This window comes from Paenibacillus vietnamensis (assembly GCF_020169515.1).
In the GTDB taxonomy this organism is placed as follows: domain Bacteria; phylum Bacillota; class Bacilli; order Paenibacillales; family Paenibacillaceae; genus Pristimantibacillus; species Pristimantibacillus vietnamensis.
Genome location: NZ_JAHMHW010000001.1, coordinates 351028 through 374642, shown reverse-complemented (window position 1 = coordinate 374642; position 23615 = coordinate 351028). Strand labels below are relative to the sequence as shown.

The window sequence follows — 23615 nt, the reverse complement described above, 5'->3', positions numbered from 1 at the left end:
TATCTCTTGAGGATGTGGAGGAAATGTCATGATGCTTCGTAAAATCTTCATGGCCCTTTCGGCTTTGACCTTAATAAACGCCGGTTCGGCAGGCGCAAGCGCCGAGCGGCCGCAGCTTCCCGCAAATTCCGATTCCGATCAGAATTGGGCTTTACCATCGACAGCCGTCATTATCGACGTCGGCCACGGTGGCGTTGACGGCGGAGCATCCGCAGGCCAAATTCTTGAAAAGGATATTAATCTTGCCATAGCCAAAAAGCTGTATTTGCTGCTCAAAAGCCAAGGAATCCCCGCCGTTTTGAACCGTACCGGCGATTACGCACTAAGCGAGGACAACCGGTGGCATGCGTCGAGCTCGAGACACCGCAAGGATTTGTCTCAGCGCCGCCAGCTGACGGAAGAAATCGAAAGCGAGCTGCTCGTCAGTCTTCATGTCAACTGGTCCAAAAACAGGTCTACCCACGGCCCAATCGTCCTTCATCAAAAGCAGGGCGAAAGCGCGCTGCTTGCCTTCTGCATCCAGGATACGCTTAACAGGCAGCAGAATACGGCTTACCTGCCGAAGGAAGGAAAACCGTATTATTTGCTGAAACGCGTCAAGCAGCCTTCGGTCATTGTCGAAATGGGCTTTATCAGCAACAGCCGCGACCTCTCCATGCTGACCGATCCGCACAAGCAGCAGCAGATCGCCATGGCAGTCGCCTCAGGAATTCGGCAGTATAAATGGATCGTTCATTAGCCCCGGAATCATGTGAGTAAGCTTCACGAACCGGGCATTTTGCTGCATGACCGGTATGGATTGCCGGAGCACGGAGGCCGTCTTTTTGCCCGGTGGTCCTACATGGCCGATAGTGACGCAGCTTTCGTGCGATTCCAGATGCTTGCGAAGCACCTCGATTTGCCCCGAAATATGCTGAACGGAATAAACGTCGTCCAAAAACACATCGTTCGAAACAATCGGAACTTGAAGCTCCGCGGCGACTTTAGGCACAACGGTCTTGTAGGTCGTCCGGCTGTCGAGGAAAAACAGTCCGCGTTCCTTACAGACGCCGAGTACGATCCGCATCATCCGCTCGTCGGCCGTCACCTTCGAGCCCATATGGTTATTCATGCCGATCGCATACGGCACGTCGTCAATGGCCGCCTCCACCCGCCGCCGAACCTCTTCATCGCTCAAATCCGTCGTCAGCGCACCCGGCCCGAGCCACTTCTTCAATCCTTTGTTCGGCTCCATGGGCATGTGCACAATCACGTCATGGCCCCGCTTGTGGGCCTCCTCGGCATCCTGCTTCGTCGTCGGCATAAAGGGCATAATCGCCGCCGTAAACTTGACGGGAAGCTGAAGCATTTCCTCCGTACCGTCCATGCCGTTGCCGAAATCGTCGATCACGATAGCGATCGAACGCTGCTCCCGAGGCGCAGTAGACCCCCCCGCCTCTTGTGCAGCTGCTCCGGTCCCTGTGAGCGTACACGCAAGCAATACCGAGATAAATGCTGCGATGGCCGTTAGACGGACCGTTCGGACTGTTTTCCCCCTTCTCCTCTGCTGTTGAATCTTTTGACGTTGATCGTCCATAGCGGTACGCCCCTTCATTTTTTTACTTTCATTGTTTGTGAAGAAGACGTAAAATATGCCGCAGCTTAAAGCTAATCTTTCAGTCGCAAAAGATCGTTGACATGACGGTAAGCTGCGTGATATTATAACATACGTGATTGCAAAATGCGGTCGTGGCGGAATTGGCAGACGCGCTAGATTCAGGTTCTAGTGGTGTAATAGCCGTGGAGGTTCGAGTCCTCTCGACCGCACCAACATCATTAACTCCAGCTCATGAGCTGGAGTTTTTGTTTTGACTGCCTTTTGTTCAATGTCGGCTTTTCAAAAAAGTTTTTAAAAATGTTTGACTTGTCCTGCAATCTCATGATAAGATAATCTCTGTTGTCACGCAAAATACGCGGTCGTGGCGGAATTGGCAGACGCGCTAGATTCAGGTTCTAGTGGTGTAACAGCCGTGGAGGTTCGAGTCCTCTCGACCGCACCAACCTCATTAACCCCAGCTCATGAGCTGGGGTTTTTGCTATGTATAGAGGTCGCGGCTTAAGCCTGCTCGAGCGGGTCCGGCCGCGCCTCCGATGCCGGCACATACAAGTAATCCCGGCTAAGCTTGACGACCCGGCGGTTCGGACGCCGGATGACAACCGTAGCATCGTCCCATGCCACGACAATGCCGATGACATCGTTCACTTCCATGCCATCCCTTACTACTCTGATTTTCTCGCCGCTAATCCGGTATTCATCCAATTTCTGTTCGCTTACCATAAGCCATTAATCTTCCCTTCCGCTGTCCCAGTTTGGTTAGAAAAACCCCAATGCTTGCTTGCGCAAAGCATTGAGGTTTCGTTCAAGTTACTCTATATCGCCTAGCCGGCATGCTCCTTAGCATCGTTCGTTTCATACCACTCGTCCAGCACTCTGGATGACATGACGCGTTTCCCGATATATTCGCTCTGACGGTCGGTGAATTGCTCCCGCCATTCGATTGACAGCTCTTCGCACAATTTAACGATCGTCAGCAGCTCAGACCAAGCTACATAACGTTTGTACCAAAAAAATTGCGGATGCTCGATCATATAAGGATACAAATCATCAAATTCGGTATGTTTGCAATCTAGAGCACGCTCGAAGTGCACCTTTGCGTCACCTAATTTCGCATACATAAACTCCGCGGACATTTCTCCCATAGCTTGTGCCCTCCCTTCGATCACTACTGTACCATTATAAGCGAAATTAGCGGATGGGAAAAGAGCATTTCTGCTGGAACTTCTTACTCAAACGTAATCTCTCCGTTTTCGAGTGAAGAAATCCGGACGAGAGGCTCCACGCGAATGCCCTGCTCCCTGATCGTTCTTCCGCCTGCCTGGAAGCTCTTCTCGACTACGATACCGAAGCCTGCCAGCTGCGCGCCCGAACGCTGTATAATCTTGATCAGCCCGCGCGCCGCGTCGCCGTTCGCAATGATATCGTCAATAAACAATACCCGGTCTTCCTCGGATAGAAACTGCTTCGAAACCATAATATCGGTGACCATGCCTTTCGTAAAGGACGGCACTCTTTCGACATAGGCATCAGGATCGGCGATAAGCGTCTTCTTGCGTCTTGCGAATACGAGCGGTACACCAAGCACGTAAGCCGTTGCGAAAGCCGCCGGAATGCCGGAGGACTCGACCGTAATGACCTTTGTAATCTTCTCTTCCGCGAACCGCTTTGCGAATTCGTGGCCCATCTCCATCGTCAAGGCCGGATCGACCTGGTGGTTCAGTAAAGCATCTATTCGCAGCACGTCGCTAGACAATACCGATGCTTCCGCCAAAATGCGTTGTTTTAAGCTCTCCATCAATCATGACCTCCACCAAAATCCTTTTCGTTAACGTACCATAGGTGAGGCAAAAAGTGCAACCAAATTGATGAAAACATTTGGTCAAATTTTCTTCTTTCCGTATCCGGCAGTTAGAAAATTTTTCAAAATCTTAACGGCCGGGAGCAACTTTTTCCTATTTTTGCACGTCTAACTAAATAGTTAAGCGTAAACTGCCGGAAGGAGCGACGCCGATGTATCCGACCAAGAAGTTAACGGCCAAATCAGCCCTGCTTACCGCCGCTTCGTCATTATTCATCCTGCTCGCAGGCTGCCAGAGCCCTGCCGCAATTCACGAGGATCCGCCTTCCAGCTCCTTGAGCGACAAGACGGTTCAAAGCCCTTCCGAGCCGGACAGCCCTCAGAAAACATACACGGAGATCGGCGGGGACAAGCCTGCCGGCGGCGAACCGCATGCGAACGCTTCGGATGCTTCCGGCGGCACGGATGCGAAAGCAACGGCCTTGAACAAGACTCCGGATTCCAAGGCAGTTGTGCGGACAGAAAGCGAGAAAGCGGCCTGGAGCTCATCGAGCCCCAAGCTTATGAGCGTGGCGATCGGCGACAGCGATGCCGCGGTCGGCAGCCAGTTCGGTCAGGAGCTCGGCAGCTATACGCTGGATGAAGGATCGGATATGGTCAAGGTGCTGGAATACGAAGGCTTCTCTATCGGCGTCAATTCAGCGAAAACCGTGCAGTTCGTCGAAGTGTACGGCGAAGGGCTTTACCCGGGCCTCAGCGGTCTGCGAATCGGCGACCAAGCGGAGACCGCCCTGCGGCTGCTCGGAAAGCCAAGCAAGCAGAATTCGTTTATGCTCACCTATAAGGCCAAGGGTGCGCTGCTTAAGCTGGACCTCGACCCAGAGCAGAACATCATCGTCTCGATCAAGCTGCTGGCGCTTTAATGGCCGTCAGCGGCTATGCCCAGTCCAGCAGCCATAAGCCGAGCAGCGCCAGCAATAGGATCGGGAACGTAAGCAGCAGGCCGTACTTCGAATACTCGCGCCAGCTCAGCTCGACGCCGCCCTGCCTGGCCAATTGGAGCCATAGCAGGGTGGCGAGCGACCCGATCGGCGTCAGCTTTGCGCCGACAGATGCTCCAAGCAGACTGGCATAGGGCAAGTAGCTAGGTCCGTTCACCTGCTCGATAGCAAGCGAAGCGATCAATACCGCGGGCAGATTGTTGACCGCCGCCGACAGCAGCGAGAAGACGATTCCGGAGCCGAAGATGCCAAGCAGCTCGCTCTTGTCCGATGCCGGAGCGATAACGGCCGGAAACCAGGCCGTCGCGCCGTGAACATGGAGGCTGTAAACGATCAGATTCATCGAGAGCGCAAATACGATGATCAGCCACGGGGCGCGAAGCACGGTTTGCTTGAACGGAGCAAGCCCTGCCGGCCGGGAAGCAGCCCATTGGATCGCGGCGCAGGATAGAGCGACGGCAGCGACCGGTATGCCTGCCCGTTCAGATAGCATATAACCGGCCATCATCAGGACGATATTTACCCATGACAACCAGAATAATCGACGATTGCGGACAGCCGAAGCGGGCTCCGGGAACGATCCCGGGTCAAGCTCCCGGCTTTCTTCGCGTTTGATCGGCTTCCGGAAACAAGCGCTCGTCACCGCAAGCGTCGCCCCAATCGCAATCAGGCCGGGCAGCAGCATTTTGGACGCGTATTCGCCGAATTCGATGCCGAAAAAATCCGCCGTCAATATATTCGTCAAATTGCTCATCATAAGCGGCGCGCTCGCCGTGTCGGCCATGAAACCGACGCCCAGCAAAAAGACAAGCCGCCCCTTCCTCGACAGCTTCAGCAGCGCCGTCGCCTCAAGCACGATCGGCACCATAATGAGAATCGTACCGTCGTTATTGAAAAAAATCGTGATGATTGCCGCAAGCAAAGACAAGCCGACGAACAGGATCATTTGCCGGCCGTAAAAGCGTTTGACGAGATGGAGCGCCGCCCAGCGGAAAAAGCCGTTCTGGTCCAGCAAGGAAGTAAAAAGCATGATGCCGATGAGGGAGAAAGTCGCGTTCCAGACAAATCCCCATATATAGGCGGCATCCTCCGGCTCCAGCAGCCGGGCCAGAAACAGCAGCGCCGCGCCCGCAAGGGCGACGAACGCCTCGTGGAGGCCTCTCGGCTTCCACAAAATAAGCGCCAGCGCTGCTATGAAAACGGCAGAGGTAATGAACATCGACATAAAAACGGCTCCTATGCTGCTGATTCTATAGTTTTTGAAAAAAGTCATGCCTGTCCGCTCTTGGACATACCTTCTAAGTATACAAGGCTGTTGGAACGGAGGAAGGTAGTCATGTGGAAGCGTTTGGGAAAGGTGCTGCAAATTGCGGCGACCTATATGGGCACCGTAGTCGGGGCGGGCTTTGCCACCGGCCAGGAAATTTTGCAATTTTTTACGCGCTTCGGTTATTGGGGGACGGTTACGATCGCTCTGGCAACGGTTTTGTTCATCTGGCTGGGTACAAAAATGATGCTCATCGCAAGCGATATCCGCGCCAAATCGTACGAGGATCTCAACAAAGCGCTGTTCGGCGAAAAATACGGCCGGTATATCAGCCACTTTATGCTTGTCATTTTGCTCGGCGTGACGGCCGTCATGCTGGCCGGCGCGGGTACGATCTTCTATGAGCACTGGAACATTTCCTACCAGTCCGGCCTGCTGATTACCGTAACCGCCTGTTACTTCCTGCTGCGAAAAGGAATGAAGGCGATTCTCACGGTCAATACGATCGTCGTTCCGGTCATGCTTCTGTTCACCGTGCTGATCATCATGAACACGCTGCAGACTCCCGGAGCCGATAAGTTCATGACGCTTCCCAGCGACCATTCGATATTTGCCGCCTGGGCCTCGCCGTTTCTGTATACCGCCTTCAATCTGTCGATGTCGCAGGCTGTGCTCGTACCGCTCGGCTCCGAAATCGGCGACCGGAAAACGATCGTTGCCGGCTCCTGGATCGGCGGCATCGGAATCGGCTTCATGCTGCTTTCGGGACATATCGCACTGTCGGTGCATATGCCGGGCATTGAGCAGTATGCGATCCCGATGGGCGGCATTGCCAAGCAGCTCGGACACAGCGTGCAGTTCATTTATATTTTTATTATTTTCGCCGAAATCTTCACGACGCTGATCGCGGATATTTACGGCTTGACGCTTCAGCTTCACGAACGGCTGAAATGGAACCGCAGCGTTATCGTGCTGCTTATTCTCACCGTATGCTACTTCGCCAGCCAAATCGGCTTCGGCATGCTGCTCTCCACCCTGTACCCTCTGTTCGGACTCATCAGCTTCGGCTGGCTCGCCTTAATTATCCGCAAAAAAGCCGTGCCGGAGTAGAGCACCCAGACTGCTCCGGATCCGGCTTACAGCTCTACCAGCTCCGCATCCGCGCAGCTTTCCAGCACCTCGTCGCGAATGTGGCCGTGACACGTCATGACAATGATCTGCCGCTCCCCGGCAAGCTCCGCCAGCAGCTTGGCCACCGCACGAAGCCGTCCCCGGTCGAAGTTGACGAATACATCGTCGAGCATAAGCGGCAGCTTGACGGGCCCGGCCGCTTCCTCGGCAAGTGCGAAGCGCATCGCCAGGTAGACGAGCTCCGCCGTGCCGCGGCTCAGAACGCTGCTGTCAATTAGCCGGCGGTCCGCCGTCTCAAGCCTGATGCCGGGCTCGCCCGGCGTCGACACGACCCGGATGTACTTCCCTTCCGTCAGACGGGAAATATATTGCGAGGCTCTGCGCAGCACGGCAGGCTGCCTTTCTTCCTCGTAGATCCGCTTCGTCCCCCGGATCAGCGCGGCGCTGACCGCCAGCACCGCATACCGCTCGCTGTCCGCCTCAAGCTCGGATATCGCCATCGCCCTTTGCTCAAGCAGCCGGCGATGCTCCTCCTCCTGCAGTAAATGCTCCACCGATTGCCTTAAGCTTCCCCTGCGTTCCAAAGCATCCCGCCTACTCCGCTCAAGACTCCTGGCGGCTGCTTCCGCGTCCGCGAATAAGGCCTGAAGCTCCGCTTCCTCCTTAGAAGCGCACAGCTCCTCAAGCTCGGCAATCCGGTTGTCCGGCAAGCCCGCCGTCCATTCCGGCTCCAGCCTGGACAGCTCGATATCGAGCCGGATCGCCAGCTGCCGGTGCGCAAGCGCCGCTTCGTAACCGGCTTCGCTTTCGATGCCCGCTGCCGCCAGCCTTGCGGCGGCAGCGTTCCCCAGCTCCTGCAGGGCGGCTTCCGCCGCTTGCAGGCTGAGGTGCAGCGCGGCGCGGCGCTCGAGCAAGCCGCGCTCCTCCGCCGCGGCTGCCGCGTGGCGCCGGGATTCGGCAAGCAGCAGCCGCAAGGCGAGCACGGGGTCAGCGGCGAGCTGCTTTCGCGCTTCCTCGAGAGGCCCGCATAATTCGGCCGCTTGCGCAGCGAAAGCGGCGATTTGGCTGCCGGCGGCGTCGAGCTTGGCCGCCAGCCGGTCGTATTGGAGCAGCCGCTGCAGCGCCTGCCCGGCAAGCTCGAACGCTTCGAGCGCCGCTTCCGGCGACATCTCCGGCGGCAGCATGCGCTTCGCAAGCCAAGCGGCCCATTCGGCCGCGGCGGCTTGCTTGTTCCGCTCGGCGGCGGCCGCCGCAATGCCGAGCTCCGCGCCGTGCTCGCGCAGCCTGTCGCGGCGCCGCGCGAGCTCGTCATGCCGCTCCGCGTGGCGCTCGATCAGCCGCAGCGACTCCTGCCGCGCTTCCACGGCAGCCCGCAGCTGCGCGAGCGTCCGCTCCGCGGCAGCGGGACGCTCGGCCGGGCTGCGCCGCCCGCGCCTCGCAAGCAGCAGCGCGTCCGCCGCAATGCCCGGCTCCCGCAGCAGCCCCTCGAGCGCGCGGCGCACCCGCTGCTCGGCATCCCCCGGGCCGGGGTCCGCTGCCGCTCCCCGGCCGTCCCGCCGCGCGCGCGAACGCCCCGCGCGCGCCTCCTCCGCACGGCTTCCAGCCCGTGCGGAGCTGCCGCCGCGCCGCTTCGCCAGCGCGGCAAGGGCGAGTGCCGCGCCCGCCATAGCCAGCGCGGCAACGCCGGCCCAAGCGCCGGCCCAAGCGCCGGCCCAAGCGCCGCTCAGCGCGGCTGCGCCAAGCGCCACCGCCGCTCCGCCTGCGCCGGCAGACGCTGCCCAGAGCGCAACGGCTCCGCTCCGGCCCGCCGCTCCGGCGCTGCGGCCGGCACCGGCGGCGCCGTCCTCGCGCGCGCGCTCGAGCTCCCACTCGCGGAGCGCGTGGTCCGCGGCGTTCCACACCTCCGCCAGCGCTTCCCGCTTCAGCGGCAGCAGCGCAAACGGTGAGCCGCTGTCCCGCTCACGCTGTCCGGCTTCCTCCGCGGCGAGCGCTCCAGCCGCCTGCTCAAGCGCTTGAGCGGCTTCGCGCTCCTCCCGCTTCAGCCCTTCCCGCTCCGCAAACAGCCGCTCCTCCGCGCGGAGCAGCTCGAGCCGCCGCTGCTGCATGCTTCGGACATACTCGCGATCGGCCGTGGTAATCCGCAATTCGCGCAGCCGCCGCTCCGTCCATTCCGGAGCGATGGCGCCGGCGAGCCGGGCAATCGCATCGTCATGCTCTTGCAGCTCTGTCTCGAGCCTCGTTCTCTCTTCCTTCAACAGGCCGATCCGCTCCGACGATTGCAGCAGCGCTTCCGCCTTGCCTCCCAAACGGATCAATTCCTCCTCGTATTCGATCTCCTGCAGCTGTAGGCCAATCCGGCCCAGCTCCCGCCGGATGCCGTCAGCCTCGGCACGGCGCCCTTCGCGCAGCCTAAGCAGCTCCTCCCATGCCTTGTCTGCATCTTCGGGCAGCTGAAGGGAATATGCCGCCGCAGCTCGCTCGACAAGCAGCTCCTGCTTCCGAAGCCAGAGCGAACGGCCTGCGCAGGCTCTGCTCAGCAGCAGCAGCCTTGCTTCCGCGGCGGGCAGCTCCGTTTCCGCCGTAGTGAGCTCCGCTTCGACCGCATCCAGCTGTTCCATCCATTCGTTATAGGACAAGATGGCATCGGCCCGCTTGCGCAGGGCCGCCTCGATTTGCTCGAGCGACTGCAGCTGCCGATTCATTTGCTGATTCGTCCCGCGCGGCTTGAACAGCCGGTCCATCTCCTGCATCAGCCGCTTCTCCGCGGCGGCGATCGCCCTGCCGCCTTCCCAGCCTGCCTGGTACAAGTAACGGCCCAGCTCCTCGCCGGACAAAGCGCCTACTTCTTGCAGCTCGCTAAGCGTAACTGCAAACAATTGGCGGTACAGGCGTTCGCCTACACCTCCAAGATAGCTTTGCTCCCACTCCGCCTGAGTCAGTACGCGGACGTCATTCGGCCCGTCAGCGCCGCCCGGTCCAAGGAGCCGCAGCTTTGGCTTTCCCGAGCTATCCGCTGCATAACGCTCGAGCACATACGTTTCCCTGTCCGCAGCCTCAAAAAAAAGCCTGCCCCCATGCCGGCCGCCGTTGACCGGCTCCTGCCGGTCAGCTGCCTGACCCCGCTTCGCAAAGCCGTACAGCATTGTCCTGACAAAGCCGAATACCGTACTTTTGCCCGCTTCATTCGGACCGTAAACAACGACGACCGGCGCATGCAGAGAAAGCTCCTTCCGCTGCAGCTGTCCGAAGCCGTCAATTTCCGCTCGATACAGCTTCATGACTCACCCCCGTTCCTCCGATTCCGTCCCCTGCACAAGTCCAAGCGTCAGCTCGCGCGCTTCTTCCAGCCAGCGCCCGGGCAGCTCGTCCAGAGCGCGGCCTATGTATTTGCCCAGCTTGGCGTGAGACGCAAGCGGACCAACCGCCGATTCCGCAAATGACCGCCACAGATCTTCATCGGCCTCCAGCCGCTTGCTTAACCGGTACAGCTCGCCCGAAAAGCTGTCCTCCCGTTCCAGCTCCGCCCAATGGATCGGCAGCCCCGTCCGTACCTCCAGCTCATAGACATGGATCCAGCCCCAATCCGCATGTGCCGGTCCGATGTCCTGCAGCTGCTCAAGCAGCGTACGTACGACTGTCCGGCTTGACAACGTCTGATGCAGCGCCCCCCTGCCCGTGAGCAGGCAGCGAAGCATCAGCCCGCCGCCGGCATGCTCCGCGGCCAGCCGTTCAGCTTCTGCGGCTAGCAGCTCAAACAGCTCCTGCTCCGTCTGCAGCTCCCCGATGCCGACCTCCGCCTCGAGCCAGCGCACCTGGTCCAGCGGCTTGAAGGTCAGCCGGACTTCTCTGGACGCCGACACCTCGACCAGATAACAGCCCTTCGGACCGGCTTCGCGCGGATGGCGGCCCTGAATATTGCCGGCATAGACGGCATGCGGATATTCATGGAGAACCTGCCTCGTATGGATATGGCCAAGCGCCCAATAGTCCATGCCTTTTCCGCCATGCGTAAGCTCTTCCAGCGAGCAGGGCGCGTAAGGGTCATGCGCCGCATGTCCGCCCACATTGCCGTGCAGCAGCGCAATATGAAACGGCGCGCCGGGCCGGGCGAGGTACCGGGCGGCCAAATTTTCCGTCACGGTTCTGCTGCCGTACGAAATGCCGTAAACAAAAGCGGCCAGCTCACCGCTTCTGCGATAGGCCGGCCGACATTCCACTTGCTCAGTGCCAAACACATGCACATTGTCCGGAAGCTTCAGCTTTGCCCCCGCTCCGCTCAGCGGATCGTGATTGCCGTGAATGACGAACACCCCGATCCCGTGCTCCCGCAGCCGCTCCCACTCCCGGACCAGCATCAGCTGCGCCTTAAGCGACCGGTCGGCCGCGTCGAACAAATCCCCCGCCAGCACGATAAAATCCGCTTCGGTATCGAAGGCGGCTTCCGTAAGCCGCCGCAGCGCCGCAAAGGTCGATTCCGCGAGCTGCTCCCGGACCCGCTCCGGCGCCCTTGCCAGACCGCGGAACGGGCTATCCAGATGCAAATCGGCGGCATGAATGAATCGAAACGGTTCAGCCACGTGATCTCCTCCCGTCTTCTATAAATGGACGCCTTTGGCTATTCCTCCGGTTTCATCTGAATATATACCTTCTTAAGCTGCGAAATGACGCGCGCAAGCGAATAGACCTTCTTCGCCTTATCCCAGCCCGACCTGGCGAGGTTGTACCGGTACGTCGGATCGGTAACCAGCTTCTCAAGCGCAGCGGCAAGCGCGGCCGGATCCTCGGGCGGTACGAGCAGGCCGTTGACGCCGTCGTCGATTTGCTCTGCGATGCCCCCGACATTCGTTCCGACCAGAGCGAGCCAGCACAGCGCCGCTTCCGCGAATACGGAGCCGAACGCTTCGGCGCGCGAAGGAAGGACGAAAACGTCGAAGAAAGGCATGAACTCCTCCGGATGCAGCATATAGCCGTAAAAAATAATGTCATCGTATAAGTCCAGGCTGACAGCGAGCGCTTCCAGCTCCTCGCGGATCGGGCCGTCCCCTATAATATGCAGCACGAATGGATGGCCCTGCTTTTTCAACATGGCACAGGCATGCAGCAGCACATCTAACCCTTTGGCGGGAACGAGCCTGCATACTGTAATCAGCTGCGTAATCGCGTTGTCGTGCGCGATGGGCTTGAATCTCTTTTCGTCAAAACCGTTCGGAATAACCTTGATAAGGTCCGGCTGCTCGATGAACGGCGACAGATAGGAACGGAACGACTCCGATACCGTCAGCAGCTGATCCGCCTTCACTTCCAGCTCCCGGTAAATGCTCATCAGAAATCGATGCTCCGGACCGCCTTCCTTGATTTTTCCGTTTAAAATAAGCTCCCGCTCATAGCTGGAGTGGATCGTAACCGCCAGCGGCGTGTCGGGAAACAGCTGCTTCATGACAAGCGCGGCGATCGGGTGATGCGCGTGGATAATGTCGTAATTTTTTTTGACGCGCATTTTCGTCCACCAGACGTAGTCCTGGTAGGTTTGTATATATTTGTCGACCGTCGCATTACCGTTAAAGGCCGTATGATCGAAGGTATCGAACACGACCGGCTCCTGACCTTTTCCCCTCACCCGCTTCGGCAGCGAAAACAGTTCCATCTGCCAGCCGAGTTTCAAAAATCTTTCCTGAATGTACGGGACCATCGACGATACTCCGCCCGGCTGCTCCGGTGGAAAAAATAATGCCTGCAATATGTTCATTCGTCCCATCCCTTCAACGTAAATCCTAATGCTAATCTATTCGTTTACCGTTAAACATGATATAGTAGAACGTATGTTTCTGTAAAGCGCGGGTTCAAATCTTACATAATGGTGGTTATTTTATGACTTTTACGCAATGGCTCGCGGGACCGGACAGCCGGCTGCTGTTCCTTGCGTCCCAAACCGTCATTTTACTGCTCATGCTCCTTATGTCGCTGAGGCTGTACGCCAGCTACCGCAGCAAGCAGCTTTATTCATGGCTTATTCTCGCATTATTGCTTATGATTGCGGCGCAGCTGCCGGCAGCTGCGTCCGCCGTTACGGGCGCTGCGGCATCCGCTCGGCTCTATTTGGGACGATACCTGCTGCAAATCGTTTCATTTATCATTATAAACTTTGTTTTCATGAAATTACATACCGGCCGCTCCATTCATTTGAAAGCCGCTCCTTTTGTTGCGATGGGTCTATTGGCGTTCGCGGCGGCCGGCATCGGGTACGCGGCAGGTCCCTCGGCGGCGTCTGCAGGCTTCGGCTTTCCTGCGGCCGATCTGTACGGCGTCATCGTCATCCTGATGATCATGCTCGGGTCAAGAGCAGCGGCCATGGGCACCAGCTACTACGCCGGGCTTCTCGTGTATTTCGCCGGCGAGCTCGCCCGGCTTGCGGATGCGTATGCATTCGCACAGTCCGTCGGCTGGCTGACGCTCCTTGGCAGACTGCTGCCGGTCGTCTATTGCGCCTTGTTGTTCGTGCAGCTGTTCGAGTGGGTGCTCGACCGCTTGCAGCTTACCTATCAATCCTCGATTGCGGATGGGTTGACCGGCCTTTATAACCGCAGGCATTTTGAGCTGAGAGCCGCCCGCCTGCTTCGTCAGAGCAAATCGGCGGCGGTCATTTTTTGCGATTTGGATAACTTCAAGCTGTTGAACGATACATATGGGCATCACAAGGCGGATTCCGTTCTCAGGCAGGCAGCCGGCATATTGAAGGAGGAGACGGGCGGCAACGGGGCGGCGGGACGGTATGGCGGAGAAGAGCTGGTCGCATGCATCGGCACGGAGAAAGTGAAGCCCGCGGCGGCGGCGGAATCGATCCGGCGCAGAATCGAATCGGAAACGATGGTAACGGTCAGCATCGGCTTCAGCACGACGAAGGAAAGCAAGGAGCTCCATGAGCTGATCAAGCAAGCCGACGAAGCGATGTACGTGTCGAAGAAGTCGGGCAAAAACAAAGTGACGGCGTATAAAGCGGCAGCCAAGGCAAAAAGCGGGAAATGAAGTCCTTGATGACTCTGTTTTTTGTGAACTCTCAGTCGTGAAACGTGCTGTTCGATGTCCGGCCAGCTTTTACATGTTTGAGCTGAGCCACGATAATGACGCTGATGATAACAAGCAAGAACCAGGAGCTGATCTTGCTGAAGCTGACGAGCTGCCAGGTTTGGTGCTGGTCCGGGTATTTCCAGGCATCAAAAAACGTGGCAATATTTTCCGCCAGCCAAATGAAAAAACCGACAATGATAAATGCGAGCGATAAGGGCATACGATAGGTTTTCGTCCTTACCCGATAGATGATCCAGGTTTTCCGGAAGACAATGAATACAAGCGCCGTCAGCCACCAGCGAAAATCCGGAATAAAATGATGGGTGAAAAAATTGAGATAAATCGCCCCGCCAAGCAGTGCCGAAGACGCAAGCCCGGGCCAGCCGGTCATATCCATCCGCAGTCTCCGCCATACCTGACACATAAAGCTTGCTACGCTTGCATACATAAATCCGCTATAGAGCGGAACCCCGAGCAGCTTCGTATACCCGGGCTCCGGATATGACCATGACCCCATCCATACCTTGTATATCTCCAGAAGCAAACCGATCAAATGAAATACACAAATGACTTTGATTTCGTCGAGCGTCTCTAAACCGCTGCGGTACATGAGGTACTGCACGCCAAGCAAGATAAGCAGAATGGCATCATAACGAGGTATGAAAGGCATCTCGATCGCGCTTGAGACCGCCAAGGTTCCAAAAATCGCAACCGGAAAGATGCAGCTCATTGCCTGATGATAACCAAAGTGAAGCAGCTGTACGAAAGGTTTCAATGGTGTCTTCTCCTCCCTATGCCCTTGATCGCACAAAACCTTTAATCCTTACACTCATCATAAATGGGCAAGGGGTTTGGAAAAAGAGAAATTAGCGACTTTTATATTTCTTGTTTTATGGAGCAGTACCTCGGGAGGCGACATACCAGCCGACGGCGTTTTTCTTTACATATATGCTGGATAACTCTACTTCAAGGACAGTATACAGATCCCCATACTAAGCATGACGATTATTGCTCTTTTTGCAGTTACCCGACTCAATATTTCACCCTCTCCACATGGAACTAAGCTCATGGAACTATTTGATTAACGCGATCCTATTGTCGTTGTCTTCACTTTTTATAAGCTTTACTCCTGCTTTGGTGTCCACTTTATATTCCCAATAGCTGACCACTTCTTTGCTGCCTACCGTTACATTCCAATCTTTATTTAGCTTGACGATAAAAGACTCGTCCTTTTTTTCAACATTCGTAGTTAACTCCACGTTTGTTGTTGTTCCGGCTTTGCCGCCTATTGCAGCTTCGAGCTGTTTTGTTTCTCCGGATTCAGAAGGAAAAACGAAAGAAGATGACTCGTTGGTATCTTTGGCCAGAGAATTTAATACCACCGCAATGGCATCGTTTTCGTTAAATCTTTCTTCTTCAACTCCTCCAGTGGTCAATATACTGTTTTCTTGACCAAATTGACTGCAGCCGCTCAAAATTGTTCCCGCCAATAGGAAAATTCTGATATATTTCAATTTGTTCAATGAGACTCCCCCCGTATCGGTTTGTTTATGTAAGACGTATTCCTCAATTAGAATGTTTCGCACTCCCCATTACTCAACGCAAAAACACCTTCAAGGCTGGCACCCTATCTTACGACAAGGCTCCATTTCTTGAAGGTGTTATGAGGTTTTGTGCGCTGACAAGCGTAACTGCTCTCTTCAAATAACGCCGAAGCTTCAGCGTCTCAATGCCTGCATGTCTCAGCTTCCCACTCCCGTTTACGCCTCTCCGCCCGGATAAAGCGTCGAACTGTACAGGCGCTTCGGCTGCGGAAGCGGTTTCCCGCCGGAAGCGTCCTCGCCTAAGGACTGCCGGACGCTGCCGTAGATGGAGACGGTATCGTCGCTATAAATGATGACCTGCTCCGTTCCGGTGCCCAGTAAATCCACATGCGCTGCATAGCCTTCCGCCGGGAACCGCACGACCTGATTCATATGGCCGTCATAAAGGCCCGGATAGACGCCGCCGCCTCTCCGGTAGGCCAAAATGTAATCCGGCGCATCCGGCTCCCAGCCGCGCAGCGTCTCAATGATCGTCAGCCAGCCGTCCGTCTTGCGGTCTTCCTTCCAAAGCTCCTTGCCCTGCGAGTCCAGCAAAAACAAAGCGTCCTTGCCCTTCTTGCCGAGGCCGTCATCCTCGCGGACGAGCCGGTCCAGTCCGGCCACCTGCAGGCCCGGCAGCTCCTTTCGGAACCGCCCGAGGGCAATATGCTGGGATTCCACCGAGCCTTCATACCGCCACAGCTCGCGCCCCTCGGCGTCGTACATAACGGTTACGCTGCCGCCGATCACCAGCTCGGGACGCCCGTCGCCGTTCACATCGCCTACCCAGATGCAGTCGGCGTGATCGTCCAGATCCTTGCAGCTCCAGAGCACCTTGCCCTGCGAATCCAGCATGTCGTAGCCCGCCATGACCTCGTCTTTTCCGTCGCCGTCAAAATCGTACACCCATGGGAAATGACCCGGATTGCCTTCATGCGTCCAAAGCAGATTAAATTCGTTGTCCATCGCCCAAAGCTTATGGTACCTGTCCTTCAATATGATATCGCCGGCCCGGCTGCCGCCGGTCAAATTAGCGATAATGATGCAGTCATGGGCATGCGGATCAGGCAGCGGATAAGCTTTCTTCAGCTCGCCGGTCGCCCCGTCGAGCACCTGGAATTTGCCGTCCATGACCGCCAGCGCCTCAAGCTTGCCGTCGCCGTCAATATCATAGATTTGGGCCGGATAGTCCGAGCCGTGGCTTCCCGGATCGGGATCGGGTGTCCCGGTCTGCCAGAGCAGGTTCCCGCTCAAATCGAATGCGGTCAAGCACTGCACCTGATGCGGAATATACCGCACGTCCTTCCGGTCATCGGGCTGCACCAGCAGCAGCTCCATGCGGCCGTCCCCGTTCAAGTCGCCCAGCAGCATTTTGCAGCGGGGTCCAGCTGCGCGAATATCGATTTTCTCAAGCAAAACGGCGTCTATCGTCTCCACTTTCATTCCGGTTTCATCCTCCTATGCAAGATCGATTCGGCTTCCGCCCTTTACCTCAACGATACGTCCGTCAACGCTAAGCCAAATGCTGCCGGCCGTCGGATTTTGCACGAAGCTCATATCCGCTGAAAATTTTAATTGACCGTAAGCTTTTACATAATCCAAAATCTGGATGTTCGTTGCGTACCAAATGTCGTCATGACCGCCTGCAAGCTCACAGAAACGCTCGATCAGCTCCCAATTGTTGTCGTTATCGAATTCGTAGCTGTGGCCCCATACGTACATCAAATATAAGTATTGCGTCTTATGCAGGCCGAGAAAGGTTTCCGTCCGCTCCAACAGCCGGTCCTTGTGGTGACAGGTCGGCTTCCATTCCAGCCAATCGTCCGGCATGCCGAAACCTCCCGTCGATTCGACTACCCGGGAATACTCGATGCCGAGCGACGGCAGCATTCCTTTGATTTCACGGTTAAAGGAACCGTTCGGATAAGACATGCCGCGGACGGTATAGCCTGCCAGCCGCTCCAGCCCTTTCCGGTCCTCCATAATCTCGTGTACGATCTGTTCCCGCGGACATCTGGCGATCGTCGGATGGGTCAGCGTGTGAGCGGAAATTTCATGGCCCTCGTAAAGTCCGGCGGCTTCCTCCTCCGTCAGCCGTCCGGGAATGCCGAACAGTCCGCTGTTTAGATGGAAAGTTCCCTTCAGCCCCGATCGGCCCAACAGCTCGATCAGCCTGCGGTCGGCAACCGTTCCGTCGTCATAGCTCAGCGTAAGCGCTTTATGTCTGCCCTCCGGAAAACAAAGCAATATTTTCGGCATGTTCGTCTACCTTCTCCTTCCGTTTGATAACAAATGTCATTCGATTGAGTATACGTTCAGGTTCGCATATTCCGCAATGAAAGGCGCCATCTGCCGGAAGCCGATCCGGCCCGCGCCAAGCGGTTTTCCGTACGTTATCCCGTCGTCCTTCCAGGACAGCACGGGAAGCTCGTTGATCGAAAATTCGACGTTATCGCCGCGTTTTACTAATCTCATCCGGTAAAAGCCTGTGCAGTCCGCAACCGGCGGGAGCGGATCCGCTCCCTGCGCGACCAGATGGAAGCCGTAGCTTTTGCGCAAATTACAGGTATGAAACCGCCTCTCCTCCGGCCAGCGCCGCCGGTAGTAGGACAAATGCAAAGCATTCATCTCTCCGTGATGATACTGCTCGTATTCGCCCGTTCTGGGCATCAGGCTGCCGTCGAACAAATCGGCGCCTCCGGCTCCTTTCGCGGCAAAAAACATAATGGCAAGACCGGGCTCGCGGATCGGCCTGAACTCCCAAGTGATGGCAAGATCGGCGGGAAACTCCAACGGGCACCAGAAGACGAAATTCGCCTTCTGGCCTTCCTCCGGATTCCTCGTGCTCTCCAGCCGCAGCCTCCCCATCGGAAAGGTTACGGCCGCGTCTCCCTCCAGCCTGAACTCCTTCACGTCATCCTCTTTGTTCAGCGCATTATGATACAGCAGCTTCCATTCCTCAGGAATCATCGCACGGCCGCCTCCTTCTTTTGCGGCAGCCAATTTTCGATCAGCTCCAGGCTGATGATCGTGTTTAGCGACCATTGAGCGGCTTCGTTCGTATTGATCCAGTCGATCTCCTGCAGCGAATCCACATACATTACGCGATTGGCTTCACTTTGAAGATCGACGCGGGCGAACGGGTTTTCCAGCAGCACGTCCCAAGCGGCTCTCGCCGCCTTCCCGTCCTGCTTGTAGAAGGCACCGAAGGCGACGATCGCAATGCTCAGCACCGGGTGCTCGAAGCGGCTGTGGCTGATCGCGCCGCCGGTCAGCTTATCCTTCTCCTCCTGCGGAAGCAAATAGAACAGACCGAAGTCAGCCATCAGCCTTTCCCATTCCGGATCCTTCAGCATGTCCGCCAGCTCGAACCAGACCTGCGGGGCTCCCATGCAGATCGCCAAATGCCGGCCCCAATTGTCGTCACCCATCGGCGTCAGGACGCCGGTAACCGGATCGTAGCCGTACGTAGGTCCGGAGATGAGGCCGAAATTCGCCTGTTTCACGCAATCGATGCCCGTCAAAATTTTATCCCGGTACGCCTCGTCCTCGAATCTTTCCCATCTCGTCATCCAATTCGAGCTGAAGGCTGCCCAGTCCGGACCGATCCGGATATGGGTTTTGTGCTCGTCCTTCGGGAAATACGCGCGCATCGGGTCAAGATTGACCGTCGAAAAATCGGCGTCCTTCACCGCATCCATCAGATCGCCGGTGCGCTCATCGGCCGTCAAATAATAGTAATAACGGTGCAGGCCGGCCATTGCGATGCGCGCTTCCTTGCAGCCGCAGCCCCAATGGACGACATTATGCCTGGATCCGAGCCCTGCGTACTCACCGAAATGATACACGTCCACTTCGCTCGTATGTCTCGTCATCGCCTCGGCCAGCCGGAACAAATCCTCCCGGCCCGAGCGCAGAAACATAACCCACAGCCACATATTCGGAACGAGCTCCGTATTTTGCCATGCGCAGCCCCCGAGATCGTAATTCCATACGTGCCGGACCGGGTCGTAGCTGTGCATGAAATCGCCGTAATCCCAGAAGCCGTACCACTTCCGCTGCTCCACCTCGTTCATGTAGAAGGCCGCGATCCCGTCCAGCCGCTCCTCTAGCAGCGCTTTCTCCGGCGTGCTGCGGTCCGGCAGGCTCCATAAGCCGAATGCCTTCGTTTCATGCAAATATTCCGGCGTGCAGGCAACCGCAGGCGGCGAAGCCAGCTGGCTCTCCATCGCCCGGAGCAGCTCCGGACCCGGCGTCTCCTCCGTACACCAGATCATCAATTCGCTGGTGTTCGCGATTCCGTACGGCGTCGCCCTCAGCTCCTCCGCGCCCTCGTACGACGATTCCACGTGGGTTTTCGTATCGTAATGGCGAAGGTCCATCGCATCTCCGTCCGGTGACCAGAGCCAGAGCGTGAGCTCTGCCGCTGACCCGGACGTACCGGAAATTTCCAGGCCGGCGGGATGCTTCTGCCAAAAATGTCGAAGCCCCGCCACCAGTCCGCCGGCTTCGGCGCCAATATAGGCAAGACCGCCGGAACGCCGGCCTTCGGCAGACTTCAGCCAGCAGCATTCCTGCTGAGTACGCTTCCAAATGCCGTAATGCTCCGACGAACGCTGGACCAGCTTGAAATCGTCCCATACGGCCGAATCGTCCAGCAGGCCGAGGAAATACCGGTCCTCCTCCTCGTCGAACCGGACGCTTTCGCCGCGCGTCTGGCGCTCGAACAGCTCTCTGTATTTGCCTTTTGTCCGGCGCGTGTGCAGCGTCTTCGGAGACTCGCTGAACCAGCCGCCGTCTCCGGCTAATCTTACATGCCGATTATAAAGAGGCCCTTTCATCGGCACCGTGAACTGCATGCCGAGACCTTTGATGAAATCCTCGTTCGGATTGCCGTCGTAATGAAACGTATGCACGATGCGGATCGTTTCCAAACCGGCATAAACATAAATACGCAGGGAAAAAGGCAGCCATTCCTTCGATCCGTTTTCCAGGCGGTGCATGCCCTCCACCTTCACGACGGCCCGCACCGGGCCGCTCTGCTCGATGACGGCATGACGGATCCGGCAAGCAAACGGCTCCTCCTTGGTAACGGTCGTCCCGGTCAGGCGGCTTCGGGTTTCTTTAATCGAAATCAGCCTTGCGCCGCTGCACTGCAGGGAACCGCCTCGCGAAATGCCCGCAATAAGCTCTTGACCCCGCTTGCCGATCACGATCTGCATAACGCCCGTATCCAGCTTAATCGCCGTTTCCGTTTCCTCGGCGGTAACCTGGTGCCGGGCGGGCGCGCCCGTCCCCTTCGCAACCTTCAGGCCGCTCCGGCCAGAAGGATTTGCAACGGCGGAATGAGCCGACCATTTGATGCTGCCGTCAGGCCAAAAGGCTGTCGGCCAGCTCTGCATGGCTACCGGTTCGCCGCTGTCCGCTTCCTGCAAGGTCAGCTCCTCGCCGCGCAGCAGCTCGCCTTCCTTCCACGGGATCCCCCACGTTATGCCGGCCTTTTCTGCGGCCGGCTCCTTCAACCAGCGAAGCATAACGGATTGTTCAACTGTCAATGAATTAGCCTCCTCTAGGGTAAAGTTCATGGTGATGAATACGTTTATCCTAGAGCGGCTCCGGCTTGCCTGCAACCAGACTTTTTTGCGCCCCGGAAGCCGGGGCTTTGCACATTTTTAACCGTTTTGCACTATATTGCGCGGCCTCTAATCCGCTTGACTAAGCTCGCGGTAGCGGGTTGGGGTCATCCCCTCCAGCTTTTTGAATATGCGGTTGAAATAGCTGTGCTGGTAGCCGACCTGCTCGGCCACGTCGTTAATTTTCATAGTAGACTCGCGCAGCAGCTCTTTGGCTTTATCCATTCTGATTCCGGTCAAATAGTCGATGAAGTTTTTCCCGGTTACCTGCTTGAACGTTTTGCTCAAATAAAACGGGTTGGTCCCGATATGGTCCGCGCAATGGTCGAGCGAAATGTCATTCATATAATGCTGCTGCAAATAAATCATCGCCTGCTCGATCAGGCGCTTCGCTCCCGTATCCGAGCGTGCGCCAAGCTCCTGCAGGAACGGCTCGCAAACGCGTTCGCGGAACCAGACCAAAATCAGCTCCGGCTCCCGGATTTGCGACAGCTGCTCGTACATGTTGACGCATTTGAACAGGCGCGTCGGCTGGATGCCGGACACCATCATCGCATGCTGCACGCTGCCAAGCAGATGGAGCATGCCCTGCTGCACGTCGACCGCTTTCGCCCCCTTGCAGGACAGCGCCTCCAGGAAAGCCTGAAGCAGCTCGTACGCCGTCGATTCCTGTCCGGTCCTTAGCGCCTGCAGCAGCTCCCGCTCCAGCGTAAACGGATACTGAGGCTCGTCCGCGCCTTCGCCGGCCGAGTGAAGCCGCCCGATATCGATCCATTGATTCTCGTTGCCGAATTCGCGCTGGTTCGCCGCATGTTTCGCTTCCTCGAAGGACAGCGGAATTTGCGATATGGAGGCCGTCGGCTCGCCTACCGCAATCGTCAGCTTCATCTTAAGGATCAGATTCACCGCGAGTGTCAGCTCCTCGCCGAACGCTTCAAGCGCCTCATTCCCGCTGCCGTCGTCGGGAGCCGCGATCAGCAGGCCGGCCGAAAGATCGTGGAAATTGATCGTTTGGCTTTGCTCGAAATGCTTGCCGGCAAACTCCTCGATCATATTGACGGCCGCAAAGGTGACCAGCCCTTCGTCGCCGTATTTGAATTTGCCTTCGAGACTGGTCATTCCCGTCAGCTGCATGTAGAGCACGGTAAACCGCTGCCCGGTCACCTTCCATTTGTAGCGCTCCATCCGCGACAGCAGCTCTTCCTCCGAGTAGGCGTACAAATAACCCTGCAGCAGCTGATGCAGAAAGCTCTCGTTCACGTAAGGGAGCTGCTCCGTCAGCTTCGTATGCAGCTCCGAGCTTTCCCTGTTCAAGTGATGCCACTGCCGCTCGATCAGAGTGAATTCGTCTTCCTTCGCCTCCTCGTACGATTTGTCCGCCATCAGCACCGTCATCAGACGCCCGATCGGCGAATAGATCCGCTGCGAGGCAAACCACGCGAGCAGCGCGGCAACCAGCAGGGCGCTCAGACTGACGCCGAAAATAATTTTGGAGATAAAGACGACCGGCGCCGTTATGCTCGAGATCGGCGAAGCGGTCACGTAGGTCCAGCTGTCTGCAATCCGCGAAAATTTGCCGTACGTAACCGTATAGGTGACCCCGTCGTACTCGAAGAAAAACGAGCCTGCATTCGCTTCGCGGCCCGCGATCTTTTCCCGTAAATCGGCCGTGAAGGTCGAATCGGCGCCTTTCCCGTTCGTCGAAGCGAATAACGCCCCTCCGTCCTGCATAAAGAAGGTTTCTCCTCCGTCATACGGGGTCATCGTACGCAGCATATCGCCTACCCGCTCGTTGTCGAGGCGGATGAACAGCACGCCGAAAGGTTGGAGGCTGCCTCCCGGAACTTGATGAACCAGCGTCAGCTCCTTCTCCTGCGGCCGGCTCGGATCGAACGCCGCCTTGGTCCAGTACGTCATTTGCCCCGGCTGCAGCAGCCCTTCGTACACGGCCTGCTCCTCCTGCGAGGCGATCGTCCCGTATTCCGGCTCGAACAGGACCGAAGGTCCGCCCTTCACATAAAGACCGACGACCTTATTCATCGTATTGGAGCCCTGCATCACGAGCAGCGTCTTGGTAATGTCATGGGCGATCGGGAAGTCCTTCTTGAAATCGCGATTTCCCAGACTGTAATCGAATTTGCTGTCGAAAGCCCAGTGGGAAAGCATAAGCTCCAGATTCGTCAGCTGCGAATCAATGTTGCGCGCCCGCTGCTCGATTTGGCTTTTATGAAGCTGCAGCAGCTCCTTTTCCAGCTTGCCGCCAGCCATGCTGTATACAAGCATCCCCGTAATCAATCCGGGAATGCTGGAAACGATAAGAAGCGTAACCAAGCTTTTTCTATAAAATTTGCCTTTTGTGCCCGGCTTTTCTTTTCTCCACTGCAGCACTGCCTTCTTCATTGCGTTTAGCATATTCTCACCAACCGAATTCGAAATGGATTTGTTTACCTATATCATATAACTGTAACCGCATTCAATTCTATTGTCCAAGAATATAACGCGTCCGGCAAATGAACAAGCCTTTTTTCCTGGCATTTACC

General features: G+C 56.9%; 19 protein-coding genes and 2 tRNA genes. 6 read left to right on the top strand and 15 right to left on the bottom strand.

Annotated features, from left to right (window positions below; translation table 11 throughout):
* Positions 1-28: 28 nt before the first annotated feature.
* A complete protein-coding gene (locus KP806_RS01465) occupies positions 29-739 on the top strand; it encodes an N-acetylmuramoyl-L-alanine amidase family protein (protein WP_224721779.1) in 711 nt (236 codons plus the stop codon).
* On the opposite strand, the gene KP806_RS01460 is transcribed toward KP806_RS01465, so the two are convergent.
* Positions 704-1576, bottom strand: a complete 873-nt coding sequence (locus KP806_RS01460) for a divergent polysaccharide deacetylase family protein (protein WP_224721778.1) — start codon at positions 1574-1576, stop codon at positions 704-706. The two genes, KP806_RS01465 and KP806_RS01460, sit on opposite strands and share 36 nt — an antisense overlap.
* A gap of 146 nt (positions 1577-1722) precedes the next feature.
* Between KP806_RS01460 and KP806_RS01455 the strand changes: the two genes are divergently transcribed.
* Positions 1723-1809: transfer RNA gene (locus tag KP806_RS01455), tRNA-Leu, on the top strand.
* Between the two features lie 143 nt (positions 1810-1952).
* A tRNA-Leu gene (locus tag KP806_RS01450) sits at positions 1953-2039 on the top strand.
* A gap of 56 nt (positions 2040-2095) precedes the next feature.
* Here KP806_RS01450 and KP806_RS01445 read toward each other — a convergent pair.
* From KP806_RS01445 to KP806_RS01435, 3 genes are all read right to left on the bottom strand, one after another.
* Positions 2096-2317 (bottom strand): hypothetical protein, encoded by a 222-nt coding sequence (locus KP806_RS01445; protein WP_224721777.1) that lies wholly within the window; start codon positions 2315-2317, stop codon positions 2096-2098.
* A 101-nt stretch (positions 2318-2418) separates the two neighbouring features.
* Positions 2419-2739 carry a hypothetical protein gene (locus KP806_RS01440; RefSeq protein WP_224721776.1) on the bottom strand — a complete coding sequence of 107 codons (321 nt, stop codon included), beginning with the start codon at positions 2737-2739 and terminating at the stop codon, positions 2419-2421.
* Positions 2740-2822: 83 nt separating this feature from the next.
* Entirely contained in the window at positions 2823-3392 is a 570-nt protein-coding gene (locus KP806_RS01435) for a xanthine phosphoribosyltransferase (protein WP_224721775.1), read from the bottom strand.
* Positions 3393-3607: 215 nt separating this feature from the next.
* Between KP806_RS01435 and KP806_RS01430 the strand changes: the two genes are divergently transcribed.
* Entirely contained in the window at positions 3608-4318 is a 711-nt protein-coding gene (locus KP806_RS01430) for a hypothetical protein (RefSeq protein ID WP_224721774.1), read from the top strand.
* A 13-nt stretch (positions 4319-4331) separates the two neighbouring features.
* Here the strand turns inward: KP806_RS01430 and KP806_RS01425 are convergent, their stop codons facing one another.
* Positions 4332-5621 (bottom strand): ArsB/NhaD family transporter, encoded by a 1290-nt coding sequence (locus tag KP806_RS01425; protein WP_224721773.1) that lies wholly within the window; start codon positions 5619-5621, stop codon positions 4332-4334.
* 111 nt (positions 5622-5732) lie between these two features.
* Here KP806_RS01425 and KP806_RS01420 point away from each other — a divergent pair, with 111 nt between their 5' ends.
* A complete protein-coding gene (locus tag KP806_RS01420; RefSeq protein WP_224721772.1) occupies positions 5733-6773 on the top strand; it encodes a YkvI family membrane protein in 1041 nt (346 codons plus the stop codon).
* Positions 6774-6799: 26 nt separating this feature from the next.
* Here the strand turns inward: KP806_RS01420 and KP806_RS01415 are convergent, their stop codons facing one another.
* From KP806_RS01415 to KP806_RS01405, 3 genes are read right to left on the bottom strand one after another with little or no spacing between them, the layout of a single operon-like run.
* Complete coding sequence (locus KP806_RS01415; protein ID WP_224721771.1) at positions 6800-10072, bottom strand: AAA family ATPase; 3273 nt, start codon at positions 10070-10072, stop codon at positions 6800-6802.
* Between the two features lie 3 nt (positions 10073-10075).
* A complete protein-coding gene (locus KP806_RS01410) occupies positions 10076-11371 on the bottom strand; it encodes a metallophosphoesterase family protein (protein WP_224721770.1) in 1296 nt (431 codons plus the stop codon).
* 38 nt (positions 11372-11409) lie between these two features.
* Positions 11410-12540, bottom strand: coding sequence for a glycosyltransferase family 4 protein (locus KP806_RS01405; RefSeq protein ID WP_224721769.1), 1131 nt, complete (start codon positions 12538-12540; stop codon positions 11410-11412).
* 122 nt (positions 12541-12662) lie between these two features.
* On the opposite strand from KP806_RS01405, the gene KP806_RS01400 reads away from it, so the two are divergent.
* Positions 12663-13817: a GGDEF domain-containing protein gene (locus KP806_RS01400; protein WP_224721768.1), complete on the top strand. Its 1155-nt coding sequence runs from the start codon at positions 12663-12665 to the stop codon at positions 13815-13817.
* Between the two features lie 31 nt (positions 13818-13848).
* Here KP806_RS01400 and KP806_RS01395 read toward each other — a convergent pair whose 3' ends face one another.
* The 7 genes from KP806_RS01395 to KP806_RS01365 all read right to left on the bottom strand — a co-directional run bounded on the left by KP806_RS01395 (position 13849) and on the right by KP806_RS01365 (position 23487).
* Positions 13849-14634 carry a DUF817 domain-containing protein gene (locus tag KP806_RS01395; protein ID WP_224721767.1) on the bottom strand — a complete coding sequence of 262 codons (786 nt, stop codon included), beginning with the start codon at positions 14632-14634 and terminating at the stop codon, positions 13849-13851.
* Positions 14635-14932: 298 nt separating this feature from the next.
* The gene (locus tag KP806_RS01390; RefSeq protein WP_224721766.1) at positions 14933-15382 is read right to left on the bottom strand and encodes a hypothetical protein; all 450 of its coding nucleotides are present in this window, start codon (positions 15380-15382) and stop codon (positions 14933-14935) included.
* A 237-nt stretch (positions 15383-15619) separates the two neighbouring features.
* Complete coding sequence (locus KP806_RS01385; RefSeq protein ID WP_224721765.1) at positions 15620-16885, bottom strand: hypothetical protein; 1266 nt, start codon at positions 16883-16885, stop codon at positions 15620-15622.
* 15 nt (positions 16886-16900) lie between these two features.
* Positions 16901-17701: a polysaccharide deacetylase family protein gene (locus KP806_RS01380; protein WP_224721764.1), complete on the bottom strand. Its 801-nt coding sequence runs from the start codon at positions 17699-17701 to the stop codon at positions 16901-16903.
* Between the two features lie 36 nt (positions 17702-17737).
* Positions 17738-18412, bottom strand: a complete 675-nt coding sequence (locus KP806_RS01375) for a DUF1961 family protein (protein ID WP_224721763.1) — start codon at positions 18410-18412, stop codon at positions 17738-17740.
* Positions 18409-20997, bottom strand: coding sequence for an exo-rhamnogalacturonan lyase family protein (locus tag KP806_RS01370; RefSeq protein ID WP_397376343.1), 2589 nt, complete (start codon positions 20995-20997; stop codon positions 18409-18411). The genes KP806_RS01375 and KP806_RS01370 overlap by 4 nt, the downstream gene beginning before the upstream one ends.
* A 147-nt stretch (positions 20998-21144) precedes the next feature.
* Complete coding sequence (locus tag KP806_RS01365; RefSeq protein ID WP_224721762.1) at positions 21145-23487, bottom strand: helix-turn-helix domain-containing protein; 2343 nt, start codon at positions 23485-23487, stop codon at positions 21145-21147.
* Positions 23488-23615: the final 128 nt, after the last annotated feature.

What these genes read in the sequence shown, in the direction of transcription:
- KP806_RS01460 (WP_224721778.1), bottom strand. Translation starts at nt 1,576, where the DNA reads ATGGACGATCAACGTCAAAAGATTCAACAGCAGAGGAGAAGGGGGAAA.
- KP806_RS01465 (WP_224721779.1), top strand. Translation starts at nt 29, where the DNA reads ATGATGCTTCGTAAAATCTTCATGGCCCTTTCGGCTTTGACCTTAATA.
- KP806_RS01440 (WP_224721776.1), bottom strand. Translation starts at nt 2,739, where the DNA reads ATGGGAGAAATGTCCGCGGAGTTTATGTATGCGAAATTAGGTGACGCA.
- KP806_RS01385 (WP_224721765.1), bottom strand. Translation starts at nt 16,885, where the DNA reads ATGAAAGTGGAGACGATAGACGCCGTTTTGCTTGAGAAAATCGATATT.
- KP806_RS01445 (WP_224721777.1), bottom strand. Translation starts at nt 2,317, where the DNA reads ATGGTAAGCGAACAGAAATTGGATGAATACCGGATTAGCGGCGAGAAA.
- KP806_RS01375 (WP_224721763.1), bottom strand. Translation starts at nt 18,412, where the DNA reads ATGATTCCTGAGGAATGGAAGCTGCTGTATCATAATGCGCTGAACAAA.
- KP806_RS01420 (WP_224721772.1), top strand. Translation starts at nt 5,733, where the DNA reads ATGTGGAAGCGTTTGGGAAAGGTGCTGCAAATTGCGGCGACCTATATG.
- KP806_RS01435 (WP_224721775.1), bottom strand. Translation starts at nt 3,392, where the DNA reads ATGGAGAGCTTAAAACAACGCATTTTGGCGGAAGCATCGGTATTGTCT.
- KP806_RS01365 (WP_224721762.1), bottom strand. Translation starts at nt 23,487, where the DNA reads ATGCTAAACGCAATGAAGAAGGCAGTGCTGCAGTGGAGAAAAGAAAAG.
- KP806_RS01380 (WP_224721764.1), bottom strand. Translation starts at nt 17,701, where the DNA reads ATGCCGAAAATATTGCTTTGTTTTCCGGAGGGCAGACATAAAGCGCTT.
- KP806_RS01430 (WP_224721774.1), top strand. Translation starts at nt 3,608, where the DNA reads ATGTATCCGACCAAGAAGTTAACGGCCAAATCAGCCCTGCTTACCGCC.
- KP806_RS01405 (WP_224721769.1), bottom strand. Translation starts at nt 12,540, where the DNA reads ATGAACATATTGCAGGCATTATTTTTTCCACCGGAGCAGCCGGGCGGA.
- KP806_RS01425 (WP_224721773.1), bottom strand. Translation starts at nt 5,621, where the DNA reads ATGTCGATGTTCATTACCTCTGCCGTTTTCATAGCAGCGCTGGCGCTT.
- KP806_RS01400 (WP_224721768.1), top strand. Translation starts at nt 12,663, where the DNA reads ATGACTTTTACGCAATGGCTCGCGGGACCGGACAGCCGGCTGCTGTTC.
- KP806_RS01415 (WP_224721771.1), bottom strand. Translation starts at nt 10,072, where the DNA reads ATGAAGCTGTATCGAGCGGAAATTGACGGCTTCGGACAGCTGCAGCGG.